Origin of the sequence: Methylobacterium oxalidis (assembly GCF_007992195.1) — a bacterium.
In the GTDB taxonomy this organism is placed as follows: Bacteria; Pseudomonadota; Alphaproteobacteria; order Rhizobiales; family Beijerinckiaceae; genus Methylobacterium; species Methylobacterium oxalidis.
Map to the genome: position 1 here is coordinate 42834 of NZ_BJZU01000028.1, position 13760 is coordinate 56593.

Annotated in this window: 16 protein-coding genes; 3 read left to right on the forward strand and 13 right to left on the reverse strand. The window is 70.4% G+C overall.

The window, feature by feature from the left end:
- Positions 1-4: 4 nt before the first annotated feature.
- The 5 genes from MOX02_RS08760 to MOX02_RS08780 all read right to left on the reverse strand — a co-directional run bounded on the left by MOX02_RS08760 (position 5) and on the right by MOX02_RS08780 (position 6469).
- The gene (locus tag MOX02_RS08760) at positions 5-3154 is read right to left on the reverse strand and encodes an efflux RND transporter permease subunit (RefSeq protein ID WP_147025428.1); all 3150 of its coding nucleotides are present in this window, start codon (positions 3152-3154) and stop codon (positions 5-7) included.
- A 13-nt stretch (positions 3155-3167) separates the two neighbouring features.
- Positions 3168-4907, reverse strand: coding sequence for an efflux RND transporter periplasmic adaptor subunit (locus MOX02_RS08765; protein WP_147025429.1), 1740 nt, complete (start codon positions 4905-4907; stop codon positions 3168-3170).
- A gap of 85 nt (positions 4908-4992) precedes the next feature.
- On the reverse strand, positions 4993-5466 hold the full coding sequence (locus tag MOX02_RS08770; RefSeq protein WP_147025430.1) for a hypothetical protein: 474 nt from the start codon (positions 5464-5466) through the stop codon (positions 4993-4995).
- A gap of 92 nt (positions 5467-5558) precedes the next feature.
- Positions 5559-5771, reverse strand: a complete 213-nt coding sequence (locus tag MOX02_RS08775; RefSeq protein WP_147025431.1) for a heavy-metal-associated domain-containing protein — start codon at positions 5769-5771, stop codon at positions 5559-5561.
- A 221-nt stretch (positions 5772-5992) separates the two neighbouring features.
- On the reverse strand, positions 5993-6469 hold the full coding sequence (locus tag MOX02_RS08780) for a DUF411 domain-containing protein (protein ID WP_147025491.1): 477 nt from the start codon (positions 6467-6469) through the stop codon (positions 5993-5995).
- A gap of 145 nt (positions 6470-6614) precedes the next feature.
- On the opposite strand from MOX02_RS08780, the gene MOX02_RS31100 reads away from it, so the two are divergent.
- Positions 6615-6887 (forward strand): hypothetical protein, encoded by a 273-nt coding sequence (locus MOX02_RS31100; RefSeq protein WP_170267749.1) that lies wholly within the window; start codon positions 6615-6617, stop codon positions 6885-6887.
- A gap of 31 nt (positions 6888-6918) precedes the next feature.
- Here MOX02_RS31100 and MOX02_RS08790 read toward each other — a convergent pair whose 3' ends face one another.
- Genes MOX02_RS08790 through MOX02_RS08800 form a run of 3 tightly spaced genes read right to left on the reverse strand, consistent with a single transcriptional unit; the run spans position 6919 to position 8754 of the window.
- Entirely contained in the window at positions 6919-8115 is a 1197-nt protein-coding gene (locus MOX02_RS08790) for an MFS transporter (RefSeq protein WP_147025433.1), read from the reverse strand.
- Entirely contained in the window at positions 8112-8390 is a 279-nt protein-coding gene (locus tag MOX02_RS08795; protein WP_147025434.1) for a hypothetical protein, read from the reverse strand. The genes MOX02_RS08790 and MOX02_RS08795 overlap by 4 nt, the downstream gene beginning before the upstream one ends.
- 46 nt (positions 8391-8436) lie before the next feature.
- Positions 8437-8754: an ArsR/SmtB family transcription factor gene (locus MOX02_RS08800; protein ID WP_147025435.1), complete on the reverse strand. Its 318-nt coding sequence runs from the start codon at positions 8752-8754 to the stop codon at positions 8437-8439.
- A 100-nt stretch (positions 8755-8854) separates the two neighbouring features.
- Here MOX02_RS08800 and MOX02_RS08805 point away from each other — a divergent pair, with 100 nt between their 5' ends.
- Positions 8855-9442 carry a hypothetical protein gene (locus tag MOX02_RS08805; RefSeq protein WP_147025436.1) on the forward strand — a complete coding sequence of 196 codons (588 nt, stop codon included), beginning with the start codon at positions 8855-8857 and terminating at the stop codon, positions 9440-9442.
- 1 nt (position 9443) lies between these two features.
- On the opposite strand, the gene arsB is transcribed toward MOX02_RS08805, so the two are convergent.
- From arsB to MOX02_RS08825, 4 genes are read right to left on the reverse strand one after another with little or no spacing between them, the layout of a single operon-like run.
- Positions 9444-10514: an ACR3 family arsenite efflux transporter gene (gene arsB / locus MOX02_RS08810; protein ID WP_147025437.1), complete on the reverse strand. Its 1071-nt coding sequence runs from the start codon at positions 10512-10514 to the stop codon at positions 9444-9446.
- Between the two features lie 9 nt (positions 10515-10523).
- Positions 10524-10949: an arsenate reductase (glutaredoxin) gene (gene arsC / locus MOX02_RS08815; protein ID WP_147025438.1), complete on the reverse strand. Its 426-nt coding sequence runs from the start codon at positions 10947-10949 to the stop codon at positions 10524-10526.
- Positions 10949-11476 carry an arsenate reductase ArsC gene (locus tag MOX02_RS08820; protein ID WP_147025439.1) on the reverse strand — a complete coding sequence of 176 codons (528 nt, stop codon included), beginning with the start codon at positions 11474-11476 and terminating at the stop codon, positions 10949-10951. The genes arsC and MOX02_RS08820 overlap by 1 nt, the downstream gene beginning before the upstream one ends.
- A complete protein-coding gene (locus tag MOX02_RS08825) occupies positions 11469-11828 on the reverse strand; it encodes an ArsR/SmtB family transcription factor (RefSeq protein ID WP_147025440.1) in 360 nt (119 codons plus the stop codon). Before MOX02_RS08825 ends, MOX02_RS08820 begins: the two co-directional genes overlap by 8 nt.
- A gap of 50 nt (positions 11829-11878) precedes the next feature.
- On the opposite strand from MOX02_RS08825, the gene arsH reads away from it, so the two are divergent.
- Positions 11879-12625 carry an arsenical resistance protein ArsH gene (gene arsH / locus MOX02_RS08830; protein ID WP_091882023.1) on the forward strand — a complete coding sequence of 249 codons (747 nt, stop codon included), beginning with the start codon at positions 11879-11881 and terminating at the stop codon, positions 12623-12625.
- 122 nt (positions 12626-12747) lie between these two features.
- Here arsH and MOX02_RS08835 read toward each other — a convergent pair whose 3' ends face one another.
- Positions 12748-13413: a hypothetical protein gene (locus MOX02_RS08835; RefSeq protein ID WP_147025441.1), complete on the reverse strand. Its 666-nt coding sequence runs from the start codon at positions 13411-13413 to the stop codon at positions 12748-12750.
- Positions 13414-13760: the final 347 nt, after the last annotated feature.

The window sequence follows — 13760 nt, forward strand, 5'->3', positions numbered from 1 at the left end:
GGGTTCAGTAGGCCTCGGCCTGGCGCGGGCGCGCGCCGTCCGGGGATGGGTGGACCGGTGCTTCGGCGTGGAGGGCGCGCAGCCGCTCCAGCGGCTTGCGTCCGAAGCGCAGGAACAGGACGGGGGTCAGGAAGGTGTCGAGCAGCGTCGCGCTGACGAGGCCGCCGAAGATCGTCACCGCGACCGGGTGCAGGATCTCCTTGCCCGGGCTCGCGGCATCGTAGAGCAGCGGCACCAGGGCGACGCCGGCCGAGAGCGCCGTCATCAGCACCGGGGTCAGCCGCTCCAGGCTGCCGCGCACGACGAGGTCGGGGCCGAACGGCACGCCCTCGTGCAGCGACAGGTTCAGGTAGTGGCTGATCTTCAGGATGCCGTTGCGCGCGGCGATGCCGGTTAGCGTGATGAAGCCGATCATCGACGCCACCGACAGCGGCTGCCCGACCAGCCACAGCGCCGCCACCGAGCCGATCAGGGCGAGCGGCACGTTGCCCATGATGATGAGCGCCAGCGCGGCCGAGCGGTATCGGCTGTAGAGGATGGCGAAGACCAGGGCGAGGGACAGCGCCGACAGCGCCGCGATGGTCCGGCTCGCCTCCTCCTGCGCCTGGAAGGTGCCCTCCAGGCTGGTGAAGAAGCCGGGCGGCAGCGGCTCCTTCGCCACGGCCTCGCGGATGGCCGCCACGATGGTGGCCATGTCGCTCTCGCCGTTGGTGTTGGCCTGGACGACGATGCGGCGCCGGGCGTTCTCGCGCAGGATCTGGTTCGGCCCGTCGGTCTCGCGGATGTCGGCCACCTGCCGCGCCGGCACCCAGCCCGAGGGCGTCTCCAGCAGCAGGTCGCCCAGCCCGGTCGTGGTCCGGCGATTCTCCGAAAGGCGCAGGACCACGTCGAAGCGGCGCACGCCGTCGACGACCGTCGAGACCACCCGCCCGTTCGAGAGGCGGCTGATCTGCTCGACGACCGCGGCCGGCTGGACGCCGTAGAGGGCCGCCCGGGTGTAATCGACCCGCACCTCAAGCTGCGGGATGCGCACCTGCCGCTCGACCTGCAGGTCGACGAGCCCCGGGATCGCGGCCATCCGGTCGCGCAGGGAGTTGGCGACCCGGCGCAGGGCGTCGAGGTCCTCGCCGAACACCTTGAGCGCGATCTCGGCCCGCACGCCCGAGAGCATGTGGTCGAGCCGGTGCGAGATCGGCTGGCCGACGTTGACGGCCACCGGTAGGGCCGCGAGGCGCCCGCGGATGTCGGCGACGAGCGCCTCCTTCGGACGCTTGGCGCCTTCGTCGAGCGCCACCTCGATCTCGGACGAGTGGACGCCCTCGGCGTGCTCGTCGAGCTCGGCACGGCCGGTGCGGCGGCCGACCGCCTTCACGCCCGGGATGTCCAGCAGCAGCCGTTCGGCGATCAGCCCGACCCGGTTGCTCTCGGCGAGCGAGATCCCCGGGTTGAAGGTCATGTTGACCGTGAACGAGCCCTCGTTGAACGGCGGCAGGAAGGCCCGCGGCAGGTTCCAGGCGGCCACGCCCGCGGCCACCACCGCCGCCGCGACGGTGCCGACCAGCAGGCCCTTGTGGCGGAAGGCGACCCGCAGCAGGCCGGCGTTGCCGCGCTTGAGCAGCTTCAGGAAGCGGCTGTCGTGCTCCTCCAGGTTCTTCAAGCCCGGCAGCAGCAGGGACGCCAGCACCGGCGTCAGGGTGATGGATGTCAGCAGGCTCGCCAGGATCGAGATGATGTAGGCCTGCCCCAGCGGGGCGAAGAGCCGGCCCTCGATGCCCGACAGCGCGAAGAGCGGCACGAACACCAGGATGATGATGAGCGTCGCGTAGACGATGCCAGAGCGCACCTCGTTCGAGGCCTCCACCACCACCTGGAACACGCTTTTCGGGTTGCCCGCCCGCCGGTTCTCGCCGAGCCGCCGGTAGATGTTCTCGACGTCGACCACCGCGTCGTCGACGAGCTCGCCGATGGCGATGGCCAAGCCCCCGAGCGTCATGGTGTTGATGGACAGCCCGAACAGGTGGAACACCACGGCGGTCGTCAGCACCGAGACCGGGATGGCGAGCAGCGAGATGGCCGTGGTGCGCACGTTCAGCAGGAAGGCGAACAGCACCACCGCCACCACCAGCACCGCCTCCAACAGGACGCGCTCGACGTTGCGGATCGAGGTCTCGATGAAGTCGGCCTGCCGGAACAGGACCTGGTCGGCACGGATGCCGGCCGGCAGGGTCGGCGACATCTCCTTCAGGGCGGTCTCGATGCTGCGGGTCAGCCGCACGGTGTCGACGTCGGGCTGCTTCTCGACCGAGACGATGACCGAGGGCTTGGCCATGTAGCCGGCGTCGCCCCGCTTCGTCCGGGCGGCGAAGGAGACCTCGGCCACCTGGCGCAAGTGGACCGGCGTCTCGGCGACCGTCGCGACCACGAGGTTGCGCAGGTCGTCGAGGCTCATGGTCCGGCCGATGTTCCGGATGAGGTACTCGCGGGAATGCTGGTCGGTGAAGCCGCCGCCGGCGTTGGTGCCGAACTGCGCCAGCGCCGTTTCGAGCTGGGCGTTCGTCACCCCGAGCGAGCGCATGGCGGCCGGGTTCGGGCTGACCCGGAACTGGCGCACCTCGCCGCCGATGGGGATGACCTGCGCCACGCCCGGAATGGTCAGGAGCCGCGGCCGGATGGTGAAGTCGGCGACCTCGCGCACCTGCATCGGGGTCGCGGTCTCGCCGGTCACCGCCACCAGCAGGATCTGGCCCATGATCGAGGAGATCGGCCCCATGACCGGGGTCACGCCCCGGGGCAGCTGGTCCTGCACCAGGGACAGCCGCTCCGCGACCTGCTGGCGGTTGCGGTAGATGTCCGTGCCCCAGTCGAACTCGACGTAGGTGATGGACAGCCCCACGCCCGAGACCGAGCGCACCCGGGTCACCCCCGGCAGCCCGTTCATCCGGGTCTCGATGGGGTAGGTGACGAGCTGCTCGACCTCCTGGGGGGCGTAGCCCTCGGCCTCCGTCATGATGGTGACGGTGGGCTTGTTGAGGTCGGGGAAGACGTCCACCGGCAGCTTGGTCGCGGTGAAGGCGCCGAAGAGCACCAGCACCGTGGCCATGGCGAGGACGAGCAGGCGGTTGCGGACCGACTGGCTGACGAGGAACGTGAACATCTGGCCTGCCTCCTCAGCGCACCTGGTCGAGGAGCTCGGCGCCCTGGGTCACGACCCGCTTGCCGGGTCCGATCCCCTCGGCGACCAGCACGCGGCCGCCGTCGAGCGGCTCGACCCGCACGGGCCGGGCCTCGAAGCGCTCGGCGGTGGTGTGCTCGTAGACGACGTCCTGCCCGTTGCCGGTGCGCACGACCGCCGCGCGCGGCAGCGCCAGGCCGGACTGCTCGGTGTCGGTCCCGGCCAGCACGGTGACGAACTGGCCGACGCGCAGGCCGGAGGCGTCGCCCTGCACCGCGAACTGCACCGGGATGGCCTGGTTGCGGTCCGCGAGGCCCGTGCCCTGGTAGGCGAGCTTCAGGGCGCGTCCGTCGGCGAGCCGCGCCGTGGCGTTCTGGGCCGCCGTCAGGGCGTCGAAGCTGAGGGCCTCGACCCAGAGGCGGTTCGGGTCGACGATCTGGAAGACCATGGCGCCGGGTGCCGCCATCTGGCCGGCCACCGCGGTCGCCTGCGCCACCACGCCGTCGACGGGGGCGACCAGGGTCTCGGGCTGTTGCCTGATCTTGTCGAGAGCCGCGCGGCGGTCGTGCAGCCCGTTGAGCTCGGCGACCGCGTCGTCGAGCTGGGTCTGGGCGACGGCGCCGGTCGTGGCGAGTTTCCTGAAACGCTCGACCCGACGCTCGACGATGGCGATCTGCTGGTCGAGTTCGCCCTGGCGCTGGCGCATGTCGGAGACGTCGACGGCCTGGACCGGCGGTGTCACGGTCGCGAGCACGTCGCCCTTGCGCACCTTCGTGCCGAGGCGCGGGAACAGGCCGGACGGCGGCGGCGAGAGACGGCCGCCGACCGAGGACTGCACGACCCCGCTGGCGTTCGGGTCCGGGATGATGCGGCCGGGCAGCTCGACCGAGCGGTGGAAGCTGCCCTGCTCGGTCATGGTAGTGCGCAGGACCAGCAGGCGCTGGGTCGGTTTCGGCACGAAGACGGAGCCGTCGGGCAGGCGCTGCGCGAGGTCCGACGAGGCCGGCGTGGTCTGGCGCGGCTCGATCAGGGCGGCGCCCTGCACGGGCGCGCCGTGATCCTCGTCGCCGTGCGCGAAGGCGGCGGTGCCGAGGACGATGGTGATGCCGATGGCGACCAGCGCCACCGCCGGCGCGCCACGGCGCCCGCGTGCGAGCGCCGTCACGAGCACGCCGAGCAGGAAGGCGACGGCGACCGCGGCCACCAGGGCCGGGTCCTTGGCCGTGAGCCGCTCCCGGACGTCGTGGGCGACCTCGGACAGGCGCGCCAGGGCAGCCTGAGCCGGGGCCGGCTTGGCAGGCGCCGCGGCCGCGGCGACCTTCGGGTCGGGCACGGTGACCGCCACGGTCAGCACATCGACCGCGTCGCCGGCCGTGACGGTCGCGAGGAGCTCGTGCCGGCCGGGCTTCGACAGCCACGGGGCCGGCAGCGCGTAGCCGCCGTCGGTCGTGGCGGTCGCGACCTTGGGACCGTCCGGCGTCTCGACCTCGATGGTCGCGCCGGGCACCGGCTCGTTCGTCCGGAAGCGGTCGAGGAACAGCGTCAGGGTCCCGTCGCGCGGGATGGCGACGAGCTCGAAGGCGTCCGAGAGCGCCTCGCCGCGCGGGGCGATGGTCTTCGAGACAGGGGGCTGGGCGGCGCCGTGGTCGTGGCCCTCGTGGGCGAGCGCCGGCCCCGCCAGGACGGCGGCAAGCAGCGCCACCGCGCGCAGGGCGGCGGCAAAACGGGTCGACATGAACAGGAATCCTCGCGTCGGGAAGTCCGGACGGCGCCGTTCTCGGGCGCAATCCGGGCGTCGCGCGCCTCAGGCGCGCCCTACTTCACGCGAGGGTTCGTGGGGGCTTGGGCAGGGCCTCGGGGACGGGGCCCGAACGGCCGGCGACGTCGCGCGGGATCAGCGTGACGGTTCGGAACAGGGCCGGCGACAGGGCATAGGGCCCGGACAGGACGCCGGTGGCGCAGCAGGCCATCGTCCCGCAGCAGCGGGTCTTGCAGCCGACCGGGCAGCACTTGTCCTGGCTCGGCTCGATGCGCGCGCCGTCGACCGTGGCCGGGGCGAGCGCGACCCTGGCCCATGCCGGCAGGACGGCCCGGACGGCGACCTTGGGAGCCACGGAGACCGCGGGCGCAACAGCCTTGGGCGTCGGAGAAGGGGCGACCTTCGGCTGCGCCGCGGCGTGGTGGCCGTGGTGCGCGTGCCCCTCGTGGGCCTGGACGGCGGACGGCGCGACGTAGGCGATGATCGCGAGGATCATCGCCGCCATCAGGCGCACGATTTGCCGGTCGAGGCTCATGAGTTCTGGCTTACACCGATTCCGGTGGCGGGACTATGTCCGCCGTTGAGACGTGAATGCCGGGATGAAGGTTTGGTTGCCGTCGCGGCGTTTCAAGCGGCGGCGAGCAGCGGCTCGGCCGGGTAGCCGGCGGCGGCGATGACCTGAGCGATCCGGTCTGCCGGGACGGACGCTCCCGACACCGTGACGAGCTTGGTCCTGAGGTCGACCTCGACCCGGGCGTTCGGCTCGATGCCCTGGACCGCGCGGGTCACCGACTTGGCGCAGCCGCCGCAGCCCATCTTCTCGACCTTGAAGCTATGCATGACGCACTCCCTTGGATGACGTCACACCCAGATGGGGCTTCCCATAGTGGGAAGGTCAAGGCCCCTACCTTCAGGCCGGTCGCCGCCGCGGCGAGCACCACATAACGGCAGCCCGGCCATGGGAATCGTCGTTTAAAGCCACATAACGGACCGGCTTGTCGTTTTGAGGGACTTTGCGCGCCGGAGTCGGTCCTCACCGGCACCGTGCTCACGCGGCACGTTCAGACAAGCTCCTCACCCCGGTATCGGGCAAAGGTGTACCGGCCTTCCGGACCGAACAGGACCACATCGTAAGTGGCCGGCTCCATGCCGTCGACCTCCATGCCGGGCGAGCCGACCGGCATGCCCGGTACGGCCAGACCCGTTCCCTTCGGCTTCTCGGCGAGCAGGCGCTTGATCGCGCCGGCCGGCACGTGCCCCTCGATTGCGTAGCCGCCGACCTGGGCGGTGTGGCAGGAGGCGAGGTCCCGCGGCACACCGAGGCGGGCCTTCACCGGGTTCACGGGCCCCACGGTCACCGTCACCACGAAGCCGGCCTCCCGCAGGTGGGTGACCCACTTTTCGCAGCAGCCGCAGGTCGGGTCCTTCGTCACCGCGACCTCGGGCAGGCCCGCGGCGAGGGCCCGCGGCCCCACGGCCATGCCCGCCGCCAGTCCCGCGAGCAGCGCCCGGCGCGTCGTCCTCGTGTCGGCCTTCATCGTTCGCACCCACGCTCCCATTATCGAGGGCACGATACGGCTTCCCACGATGGGAGGGTCAAGCCTCGCCTCCCGGACGCGTCAGGGCTTGCGACCGGCCGAGCGAAATGGCGCGCCACAAGTCGGCGCCCCGGCGTCAGTAGCCGTGATGGTGATGGTGATGGCCTCGGTCGAAGTGAACGGGGCGGTCGTAGCCGTGATGGTGATGCCGCTCGTAGCCATGGCGGTGGCCGTGGCCATGGTGATGATGGTGGTCCCAATGATGGTGGTGGCGATGGCCCGGACCGTGATCGTACCACTGCGCGGATGCGGCGCCAGGGAGGAGCACGAGGGCGGCGGCGACCAGGCCTGCGATGCGAAGCTTCATGGAAGGACCCTCCTCGGTTTAGATGTCTCCAGACTGGGCAAGTCGCGTTGAACCGGTTCTGAAGCCTGCGCGCAGCCTCCGTTCAGCAAACGGCGTCGCTTCCCTCGACGACGTCCGGCCGCGCCCCCCACAAGGCTATCGCCATGCCGAGATTCGCCAGCGCGAGCGCCACCAGCACGCCGTAGGCCGCGTCGGCGCCGCCGTAGGTGAGCGCCACCGCGCCGAGGGAGGGTGCCACGGCCTGCGCGATCAAGCCCGGCCGCGCCAAGCGTCCAACGAGCACCGGGTAGCGGACCGGGCCAAACAGGGCGAGCGGCACCGTGCCCCGGGCGATGGAGTAGATCCCGTTGCCGGCCCCGTAGAGCGCCAGGGCGACGCCGACCGCCGGCACGCCGGCCGCGAGGACCGCCAGGCCGGCTGCCACCAGCACCATGGCCGCGGTCAGCGTCCAGAGCGGGTGGTGCCGCCCCTTCGCAGCCATCTCGACGATGCGGGCGCCGACCTGGGCTGGGCCGATCAAGGCGCCGTAGGACACGGCCGCGGCGAGCGCGACGCCGCGGGCCTGGAGCAGGGTGATCAGGTGCACCGAGATTAGCGTCATCACCGTGCCGCCTAGCACCAGCACGCCGGCCATCAGCAGGAAGGCCCGCCGCTCGCGCGGCGTCAGCGGCTCGCCATGCCCGCGCGTCACCTCCGCACCGGGTGCCGCCACGGGCGCCGGCGGGATCAGCCCGAGCACCAGCGGCAGGGTCACGGCGAGGTGCAGCCCGGCATAGGCGAGGCAGGCGCCGCGCCAGCCGACATGGTCGACGAGGAAGGCCGAGAGCGGCCAGCAGACGGTGCTGGCGAACCCGCCCCAGAGGGTCAGCTTCGTGATGGCCGGGCGCGCCTCCGCGCCGTAGAGGCGGCCCAGGGTCGCGAAGGCCGGGTCGTAGAGGCCGCAGCCCATGCCGAGCCCGATGACGAGCCAACCGGACAGGAACACGGGCAGGTTCGGCGCCAAGCCGATCACGACGTGGCCCGCCGCCAGCAGCAGGGCGGCCGATGCCAGGACCGGGCGTCCCCCGTGCCGGTGGATGGCGATTCCCACGCGGGGCGAGGCGATTGCCGCCACCAGGAGCCCGACGGACAGGCCGCCGACCACCCAGGCGAGTGGCCAGCCCGTGTCGGCGGCGATGGGACCGGCGAGCACCGCCGGCAGGTAGAACGACGAACCCCAGGCGAGGATCTCCACCACCCCCAGGGCCGAGATGACGGCCAGCCTGCCTCGCCCGCTCATGTCGGCACCCCGCGACCGCACCGCGGGCCGGTCGCCGCCTTCGCCTCGGGTTCGGCGCCGCGGCATCCATCCGAACCGGCCGACCAGGGCGTGGCGGCCAGCGCCGCCAGGCAGCGGCCCATGATCTCTTGGCCGGTCGGGAAGCCGTCCCCGGGCGGGGCCCGGCTCGTCCACGGGCCCGCCTCGTAGCCCCGCGCAGGGAGGCGAGCGGCCGCCGCCAGACCGACCCGGCCGGCGCCGACGACTGCGCCCGGTAGCGGCGTCGTCTCTGGCATGCGCTGCTCCGCAGGTTCCGGAATTATCGAAATAACGGGCACGTCGTCAGGCCGCCTCGCCCGTCCCGGAGCAGGTCTCGTCGGCGCAGCACTCGTCCGCGAGGAACCCGACGAGGTCGTCCATGGCGGGGTAGACGGCGCGGCAGATCAAGGTGGTGGCCTGCCGCTCCTGCGAGACTAGGCCGGTCAGGATGAGCCGGTGGAGGTGGTGCGACAGCGTCGAGGCGGCGGGGATGCCGACGCGGTCCTGCAGCCGGCGCACCGGCAGCCCGGCATGCCCGGCCCGCACGAGCGCCCGGTAGATCCGGAGCCGGGCGGGACTGCCCAGGGCCTCAAGCTGCTTGGCCGCTTGTTCGACGTTCATGGAAATACATGGCCATGGAACGCGTCGGCGTGCAATGCCTTATTCGGCATCCATCGAATAACGGGGCCGCCGCCGGTCGCCTCGTAGCCTATGCACGGACATGACCCACGCAAACCTTCTCGCTGCCCTCCGCAGCCATGACGCTCTCCTCGTCCATTGCTCTCGTCCTGGTAAGGGTCAGGATCCGAAGGAGCGGGTCTATCCAGACGACCTGCAGAACGCGATCCAAGTGCTCGACCGTGGCATTGGAACACTGCCGTGTTCCCTCATCTGGCCCGCTCATCAGGCCACGTATGGCTCGGTCGGCATCGTCATCAAGCCTCGTACGTTTGCGTCCGTGAAGGGTGTCGTCACCGGAGATGGCGGCACCACTTACGATGATGCTACGGGCGAGCGCTCCAAGGGAAGAACGGTGCCGCTCACCATGCAGAACCTGCCCTCTGCCTTCACACCCACCGGCGAGCACAACGAATGGACGGTCGCGGATGCCGACTGCGTCGGCATCTACTTCGCGCCCGGCAGGTATGCTCAAGTGGCCGAGCGGACGGGGCCGCTTGGACCGGATGCCAAGTACCCCACCAACTTCAGAAACCTGACGATGGATGACGTCCGCAAGGACTTTCCCGGCTTGCCCATCTTCAGCATCGTAGAGGGGCGGGTGCTCGGCTTCGTCCATAATCCGTACTGATTTACTCCGCCGCTTCCGTCCGGCTGCTCCGTGACGCTGGCAGCCGGACGGCCCCGCGCTCGTACCAGCCTTGGCTCCGGTTCACGATCCACACCACCGAGAGCATGACCGGCACCTCGATGAGGACGCCGACCACGGTGGCCAGCGCTGCGCCCGAGTTGAAGCCGAACAGGCTGATCGCGGCGGCCACCGCCAACTCGAAGAAGTTCGAGGCGCCGATCAGCGCCGACGGGCCGGCCACGCAGTGCTGCTCGCCCGCGGCGCGGTTCAGGAGGTAGGCCAGTCCGGAGTTCAGGTAGACCTGGATGAGGATGGGGACCGCGAGCAGGCCGATCACCGCTGGCTGCGCCAGGATCTGCTCGCCCTGGAAGCCGAACAGCAGCACCAGGGTGGCCAGGAGCGCCATGAGCGAGGCCGGCCCGAGCTTGGCGAGGAGTCGGTCCAGCGCCGCCTGCCCGCCCGAGGCGAGGAGGGCGCGGCGCACGACCTGGGCGATGATCACCGGGATGACGATGTAGAGCACCACCGACAGAACCAGCGTGCCCCAGGGCACCGTGATGGCGGAGAGCCCGAGCAGCAGGCCGACGATCGGCGCGAAGGCCACCACCATGATCGTGTCGTTCAGCGCCACCTGGCTCAAGGTGAAGTGCGGCTCGCCCCGGGTCAGGTTCGACCACACGAACACCATCGCGGTGCAGGGCGCCGCCGCCAGGATGATGAGCCCGGCGATGTAGCTGTCGATCTGGTCGGCCGGCAGGTAGGGCCGGAACAGGTAGCCGATGAACAGCCAGCCGAGCGCGGCCATCGAGAAGGGCTTAACGGCCCAGTTGATGAACAACGTCACGCCGATGCCGCGCCAGTGCCGCCCGACCTGCCGCAGCGAGGCGAAGTCGATCTTGAGCAGCATGGGGATGACCATGAGCCAGATCAGGGCGGCGACCGGCAGGTTCACCTTGGCGACCTCGGCCGCGCCGACGGCGTGGAAGAAGCCTGGCATGACGTGGCCGAGCGCGATGCCGGCCACGATGCAGAGGGCAACCCAGACGGTCAGGTAGCGTTCGAACAGGGACATCGGGCTTCCTCAGGCGGTGGCGACGCGGCGGCCGTGCTCGTCGACGACGCGCTCGCCGTCCTCCTTCACGAGTTCGCCCTGCTGGGCGGGAAGCAGATCCAGCACAGCCTCGGACGGCCGGCACAGGCGCACGCCCTTCGGGCTGACCACGAGCGGGCGGTTCAGCAGGACCGGATGGGCCTCGATCGCGTCGAGGAGCTGCTCGTCGGTCAGCGACCGATTGGCGAGGCCGAGTTCCGCGTAGGGCGTGCCTTTCTCGCGCAGCACGTCCCGGACCGAGAGGCCGGCACGGGCGAGCAGTTGCTTGATGAGCGCCCGGCTCGGAGGCGTCTTCAGGTACTCGACCACGTGCGGCTCGACGCCGGCGTTGCGGATCATCGCCAGGGTGTTGCGCGACGTGCCGCAGGCGGGGTTGTGGTAGATGACGACGTCCATCACGCGACCTCCGGGCGGGCCGAGGTGGCGCCGGCGAGCTGGCCGATCTCCCGGACCTTCGACGACAGGGCGACCTGGTCGAGGCTGCCGAGCGGCAGGGCAACGAAGGCCGCGATCCGATTCTTTAGGTAGCGCTGGGCGGTGACGAATGCGCGCTTGCGCTCCATCTCCGAGCCCTCCGCCGCCGCGGGGTCCTCGATGCCCCAGTGGGCCGTCACCGGCTGGCCGGGCCAGTACGGGCACGCCTCGCCGGCGGCGTTGTCACAGACGGTGAAGACGAAATCCATGACGGGGGCGTCGGGCCCGGCGAACTCGTCCCACGACTTCGAGCGCAGGCCCTCGGTCGGGTAGTCGCTCTCCCGCAGGACCTGCAGCGCCAGCGGGTGCGGCTCGCCCTTCGGTTGGCTGCCGGCCGAGAAGGCGCGGAAGCGCCCGCCGCCCTCCTTGTTGAGCATGGCCTCGGCCAGGATCGAGCGGGCCGAGTTGCCGGTGCAGAGGAACAGGACGTTGTAGGCGGGCTCAGGCATGGAGGGTGTCCCCGGTGGTGCAGTCGCAGGCGGCGAGCGCGGCGACGGCCGGGTTGCACACCTCCGGGTGGCCCTGGCAGCAGTCGCGCATGAGGAACTGGACGAGGTCGGACAGGCCGGCATAGGCGGCGCTGTAGATGACCGACTTGCCCTCGCGGCGGGACGTGATCAGCCCGGCATGCGAGAGCTCCTTCAGGTGGAAGGACAGGTTGTTGCCGGCGACGCCCACGGTCTCCGCGAGCACTCCGGCCGCGAGGCCGTCGGGACCGGCCGTGACCAGGGCGCGCACGACCCGCAGGCGATGCTCCTGTCCGAGCGCCGCGAAGGCGGCGAGGGCTTGCCGTTCGTCCATCGAATGACCTACATATCAACTCCTGTTGAAACGTAGAGGAATCAAGCGCCTTGGACAAGCCCCAGCAGCCGTTCGCCGACGGGATGCCCAACCTCTCCGAGGCGCATTTCGAGGTGCCGACCGCCGAGCGCGTGGAGGCGTCGATGCCGCTCGCCCACGCGCCGCGCTTCCTGATCCTCTACGGCTCGCTGCGCGCGCGCTCGTTCAGCCGCTTCCTGGCCTACGAGGCGGCGCGCCTGCTGGAAGCGATGGGTGGCGAGGTGCGGATCTACGACGCCCACGGGCTGCCGCTGCCCGACGACGCCACCGCCGACCACCCGAAGGTGCAGGAGCTGCGGCAGCTCTCGATCTGGTCCGAGGGCCAGGTCTGGGTCTCGCCGGAGCGCCACGGCAACCTGACTGGCGTGATGAAGAGCCAGATCGACTGGCTGCCCTTGAGCGAGGGCTCGGTCCGGCCGACCCAGGGGCGGACGCTCGCGGTGATGCAGGTCTCGGGCGGCTCGCAGAGCTTTAACGCCGTGAACTCTCTGCGGGTGCTCGGGCGCTGGATGCGGATGATCACCATCCCGAACCAGTCGTCCGTGCCAATGGCCTACAAGGAGTTCGACGACGCCGGCCGCATGAAGCCGGGCCCCCTGTACGAGCGCGTGGTCGACGTATGCGAGGAGCTGATGAAGTTCACGCTCCTGACCCGCGGGAGGGCCGACTACCTCGTCGACCGCTACAGCGAGCGCAAGGAGCGCGAGCCGGAACGGCTCAAGGCCATCGCTTCCGACATCGGTTTCGCCAAGCCCTAGGCTTGCGTCGTCGACGATGATCGTTCGCTGGACTCCGGCCCTCACGAGTGGGCGCGGTAGGCGCGACGGAGCAGGCGCGTGCTATGCCGCGCCTGTTCCTCGACCGGGAGCGGGCTAAGGCATCAGGCGAAGTCCTCGTCGTAATACATCGAGTCGTCCACCTTGCCGTCGGTCTCAAGCTCCGGTTCCATGTAGGCGATCCGCCCTGCGACGCGCTCGAACGTCATCACAGTCGTGAAGACGATCTTGTCGCCATGGAACGCCCGATCCTGGTCGTTCTCGCCGTTCAGCGATCCGGTCAGGGTCGCGACCAGCGCGTCGTCACTCGGCTTGAAATCGTATTCCTCGATGTAGAGCTCATCGAAGTAGGCGTTCGTCGAGGCGATCTCGCCGTCCAGGGCCCCCTCGATCATCATCGGGTCGTCCTGGACGAACGCGTTGACATCGTCGCTCAGATGCCTGGACCTCCAGAACCGGCCGTCGAAGTGGCCCTGGCTCGCGAGGAAGTCGCACAGCTCGGACGTGAGATCCTCGACGCCGGGCAGGTCGGCGGGAAGCCCCCGGAGCGTTCCGACTCGCTCGTCCATTAGGCGCAGGTCCGGGATGAGGATTTCGGCCTTGCCGATGTCGCTCAGGGGAAACCTGGTTTCCGCTCGGAGCGCCGCGGCCGTCTTGTATCCGAAGAATGCGGCCACGAGTTCGTGCGCGTGAGAGGAGCCCAGCTTGTTGCCGGTCAGGAGGCGATAGCGCGCGCGCAGGTGGTCCGCGCAGTCCTTGGGAAGGGACATGGCACATCCATTTCACACCGGCGTCTTGAGTGGGTGGTCACAAGCGCTTGATGATCACCCTGCGCCGGCAGAGATGGTTGCCGTTCAGGTATCGATCCGAGATCGAGTTCGCCGCCTTTTGGGTCGCTTGCAGCCCGGGCATCGGCTCCGGTTTGGAATGTAGCCGTCGCGACCACGCTCGGCAACTGGCATCCCGCGATCGGGCGTCTGGTTATCCCGCACCGGACGGGGCTTCGGCCTGCGGGCCCCATCGGACGCGCCGCGGCGCTTGCGCCCGTCCCGCGCCCCGCTCCTGGCCTTCGCACGCGCGTCCGTGCGAAAAGCCCGGCACCAAGCTCGACAGGGCG

Coding starts and splice junctions, on each gene's coding strand:
- MOX02_RS08760 (WP_147025428.1), bottom strand. CDS start 3,154: ATGTTCACGTTCCTCGTCAGCCAGTCGGTCCGCAACCGCCTGCTCGTC.
- MOX02_RS08765 (WP_147025429.1), bottom strand. CDS start 4,907: ATGTCGACCCGTTTTGCCGCCGCCCTGCGCGCGGTGGCGCTGCTTGCC.
- MOX02_RS08770 (WP_147025430.1), bottom strand. CDS start 5,466: ATGAGCCTCGACCGGCAAATCGTGCGCCTGATGGCGGCGATGATCCTC.
- MOX02_RS08775 (WP_147025431.1), bottom strand. CDS start 5,771: ATGCATAGCTTCAAGGTCGAGAAGATGGGCTGCGGCGGCTGCGCCAAG.
- MOX02_RS08780 (WP_147025491.1), bottom strand. CDS start 6,469: ATGAAGGCCGACACGAGGACGACGCGCCGGGCGCTGCTCGCGGGACTG.
- MOX02_RS08790 (WP_147025433.1), bottom strand. CDS start 8,115: ATGAGCGGGCGAGGCAGGCTGGCCGTCATCTCGGCCCTGGGGGTGGTG.
- MOX02_RS08795 (WP_147025434.1), bottom strand. CDS start 8,390: ATGCCAGAGACGACGCCGCTACCGGGCGCAGTCGTCGGCGCCGGCCGG.
- MOX02_RS08800 (WP_147025435.1), bottom strand. CDS start 8,754: ATGAACGTCGAACAAGCGGCCAAGCAGCTTGAGGCCCTGGGCAGTCCC.
- MOX02_RS08805 (WP_147025436.1), top strand. CDS start 8,855: ATGACCCACGCAAACCTTCTCGCTGCCCTCCGCAGCCATGACGCTCTC.
- arsB (WP_147025437.1), bottom strand. CDS start 10,514: ATGTCCCTGTTCGAACGCTACCTGACCGTCTGGGTTGCCCTCTGCATC.
- arsC (WP_147025438.1), bottom strand. CDS start 10,949: ATGGACGTCGTCATCTACCACAACCCCGCCTGCGGCACGTCGCGCAAC.
- MOX02_RS08820 (WP_147025439.1), bottom strand. CDS start 11,476: ATGCCTGAGCCCGCCTACAACGTCCTGTTCCTCTGCACCGGCAACTCG.
- MOX02_RS08825 (WP_147025440.1), bottom strand. CDS start 11,828: ATGGACGAACGGCAAGCCCTCGCCGCCTTCGCGGCGCTCGGACAGGAG.
- MOX02_RS08835 (WP_147025441.1), bottom strand. CDS start 13,413: ATGTCCCTTCCCAAGGACTGCGCGGACCACCTGCGCGCGCGCTATCGC.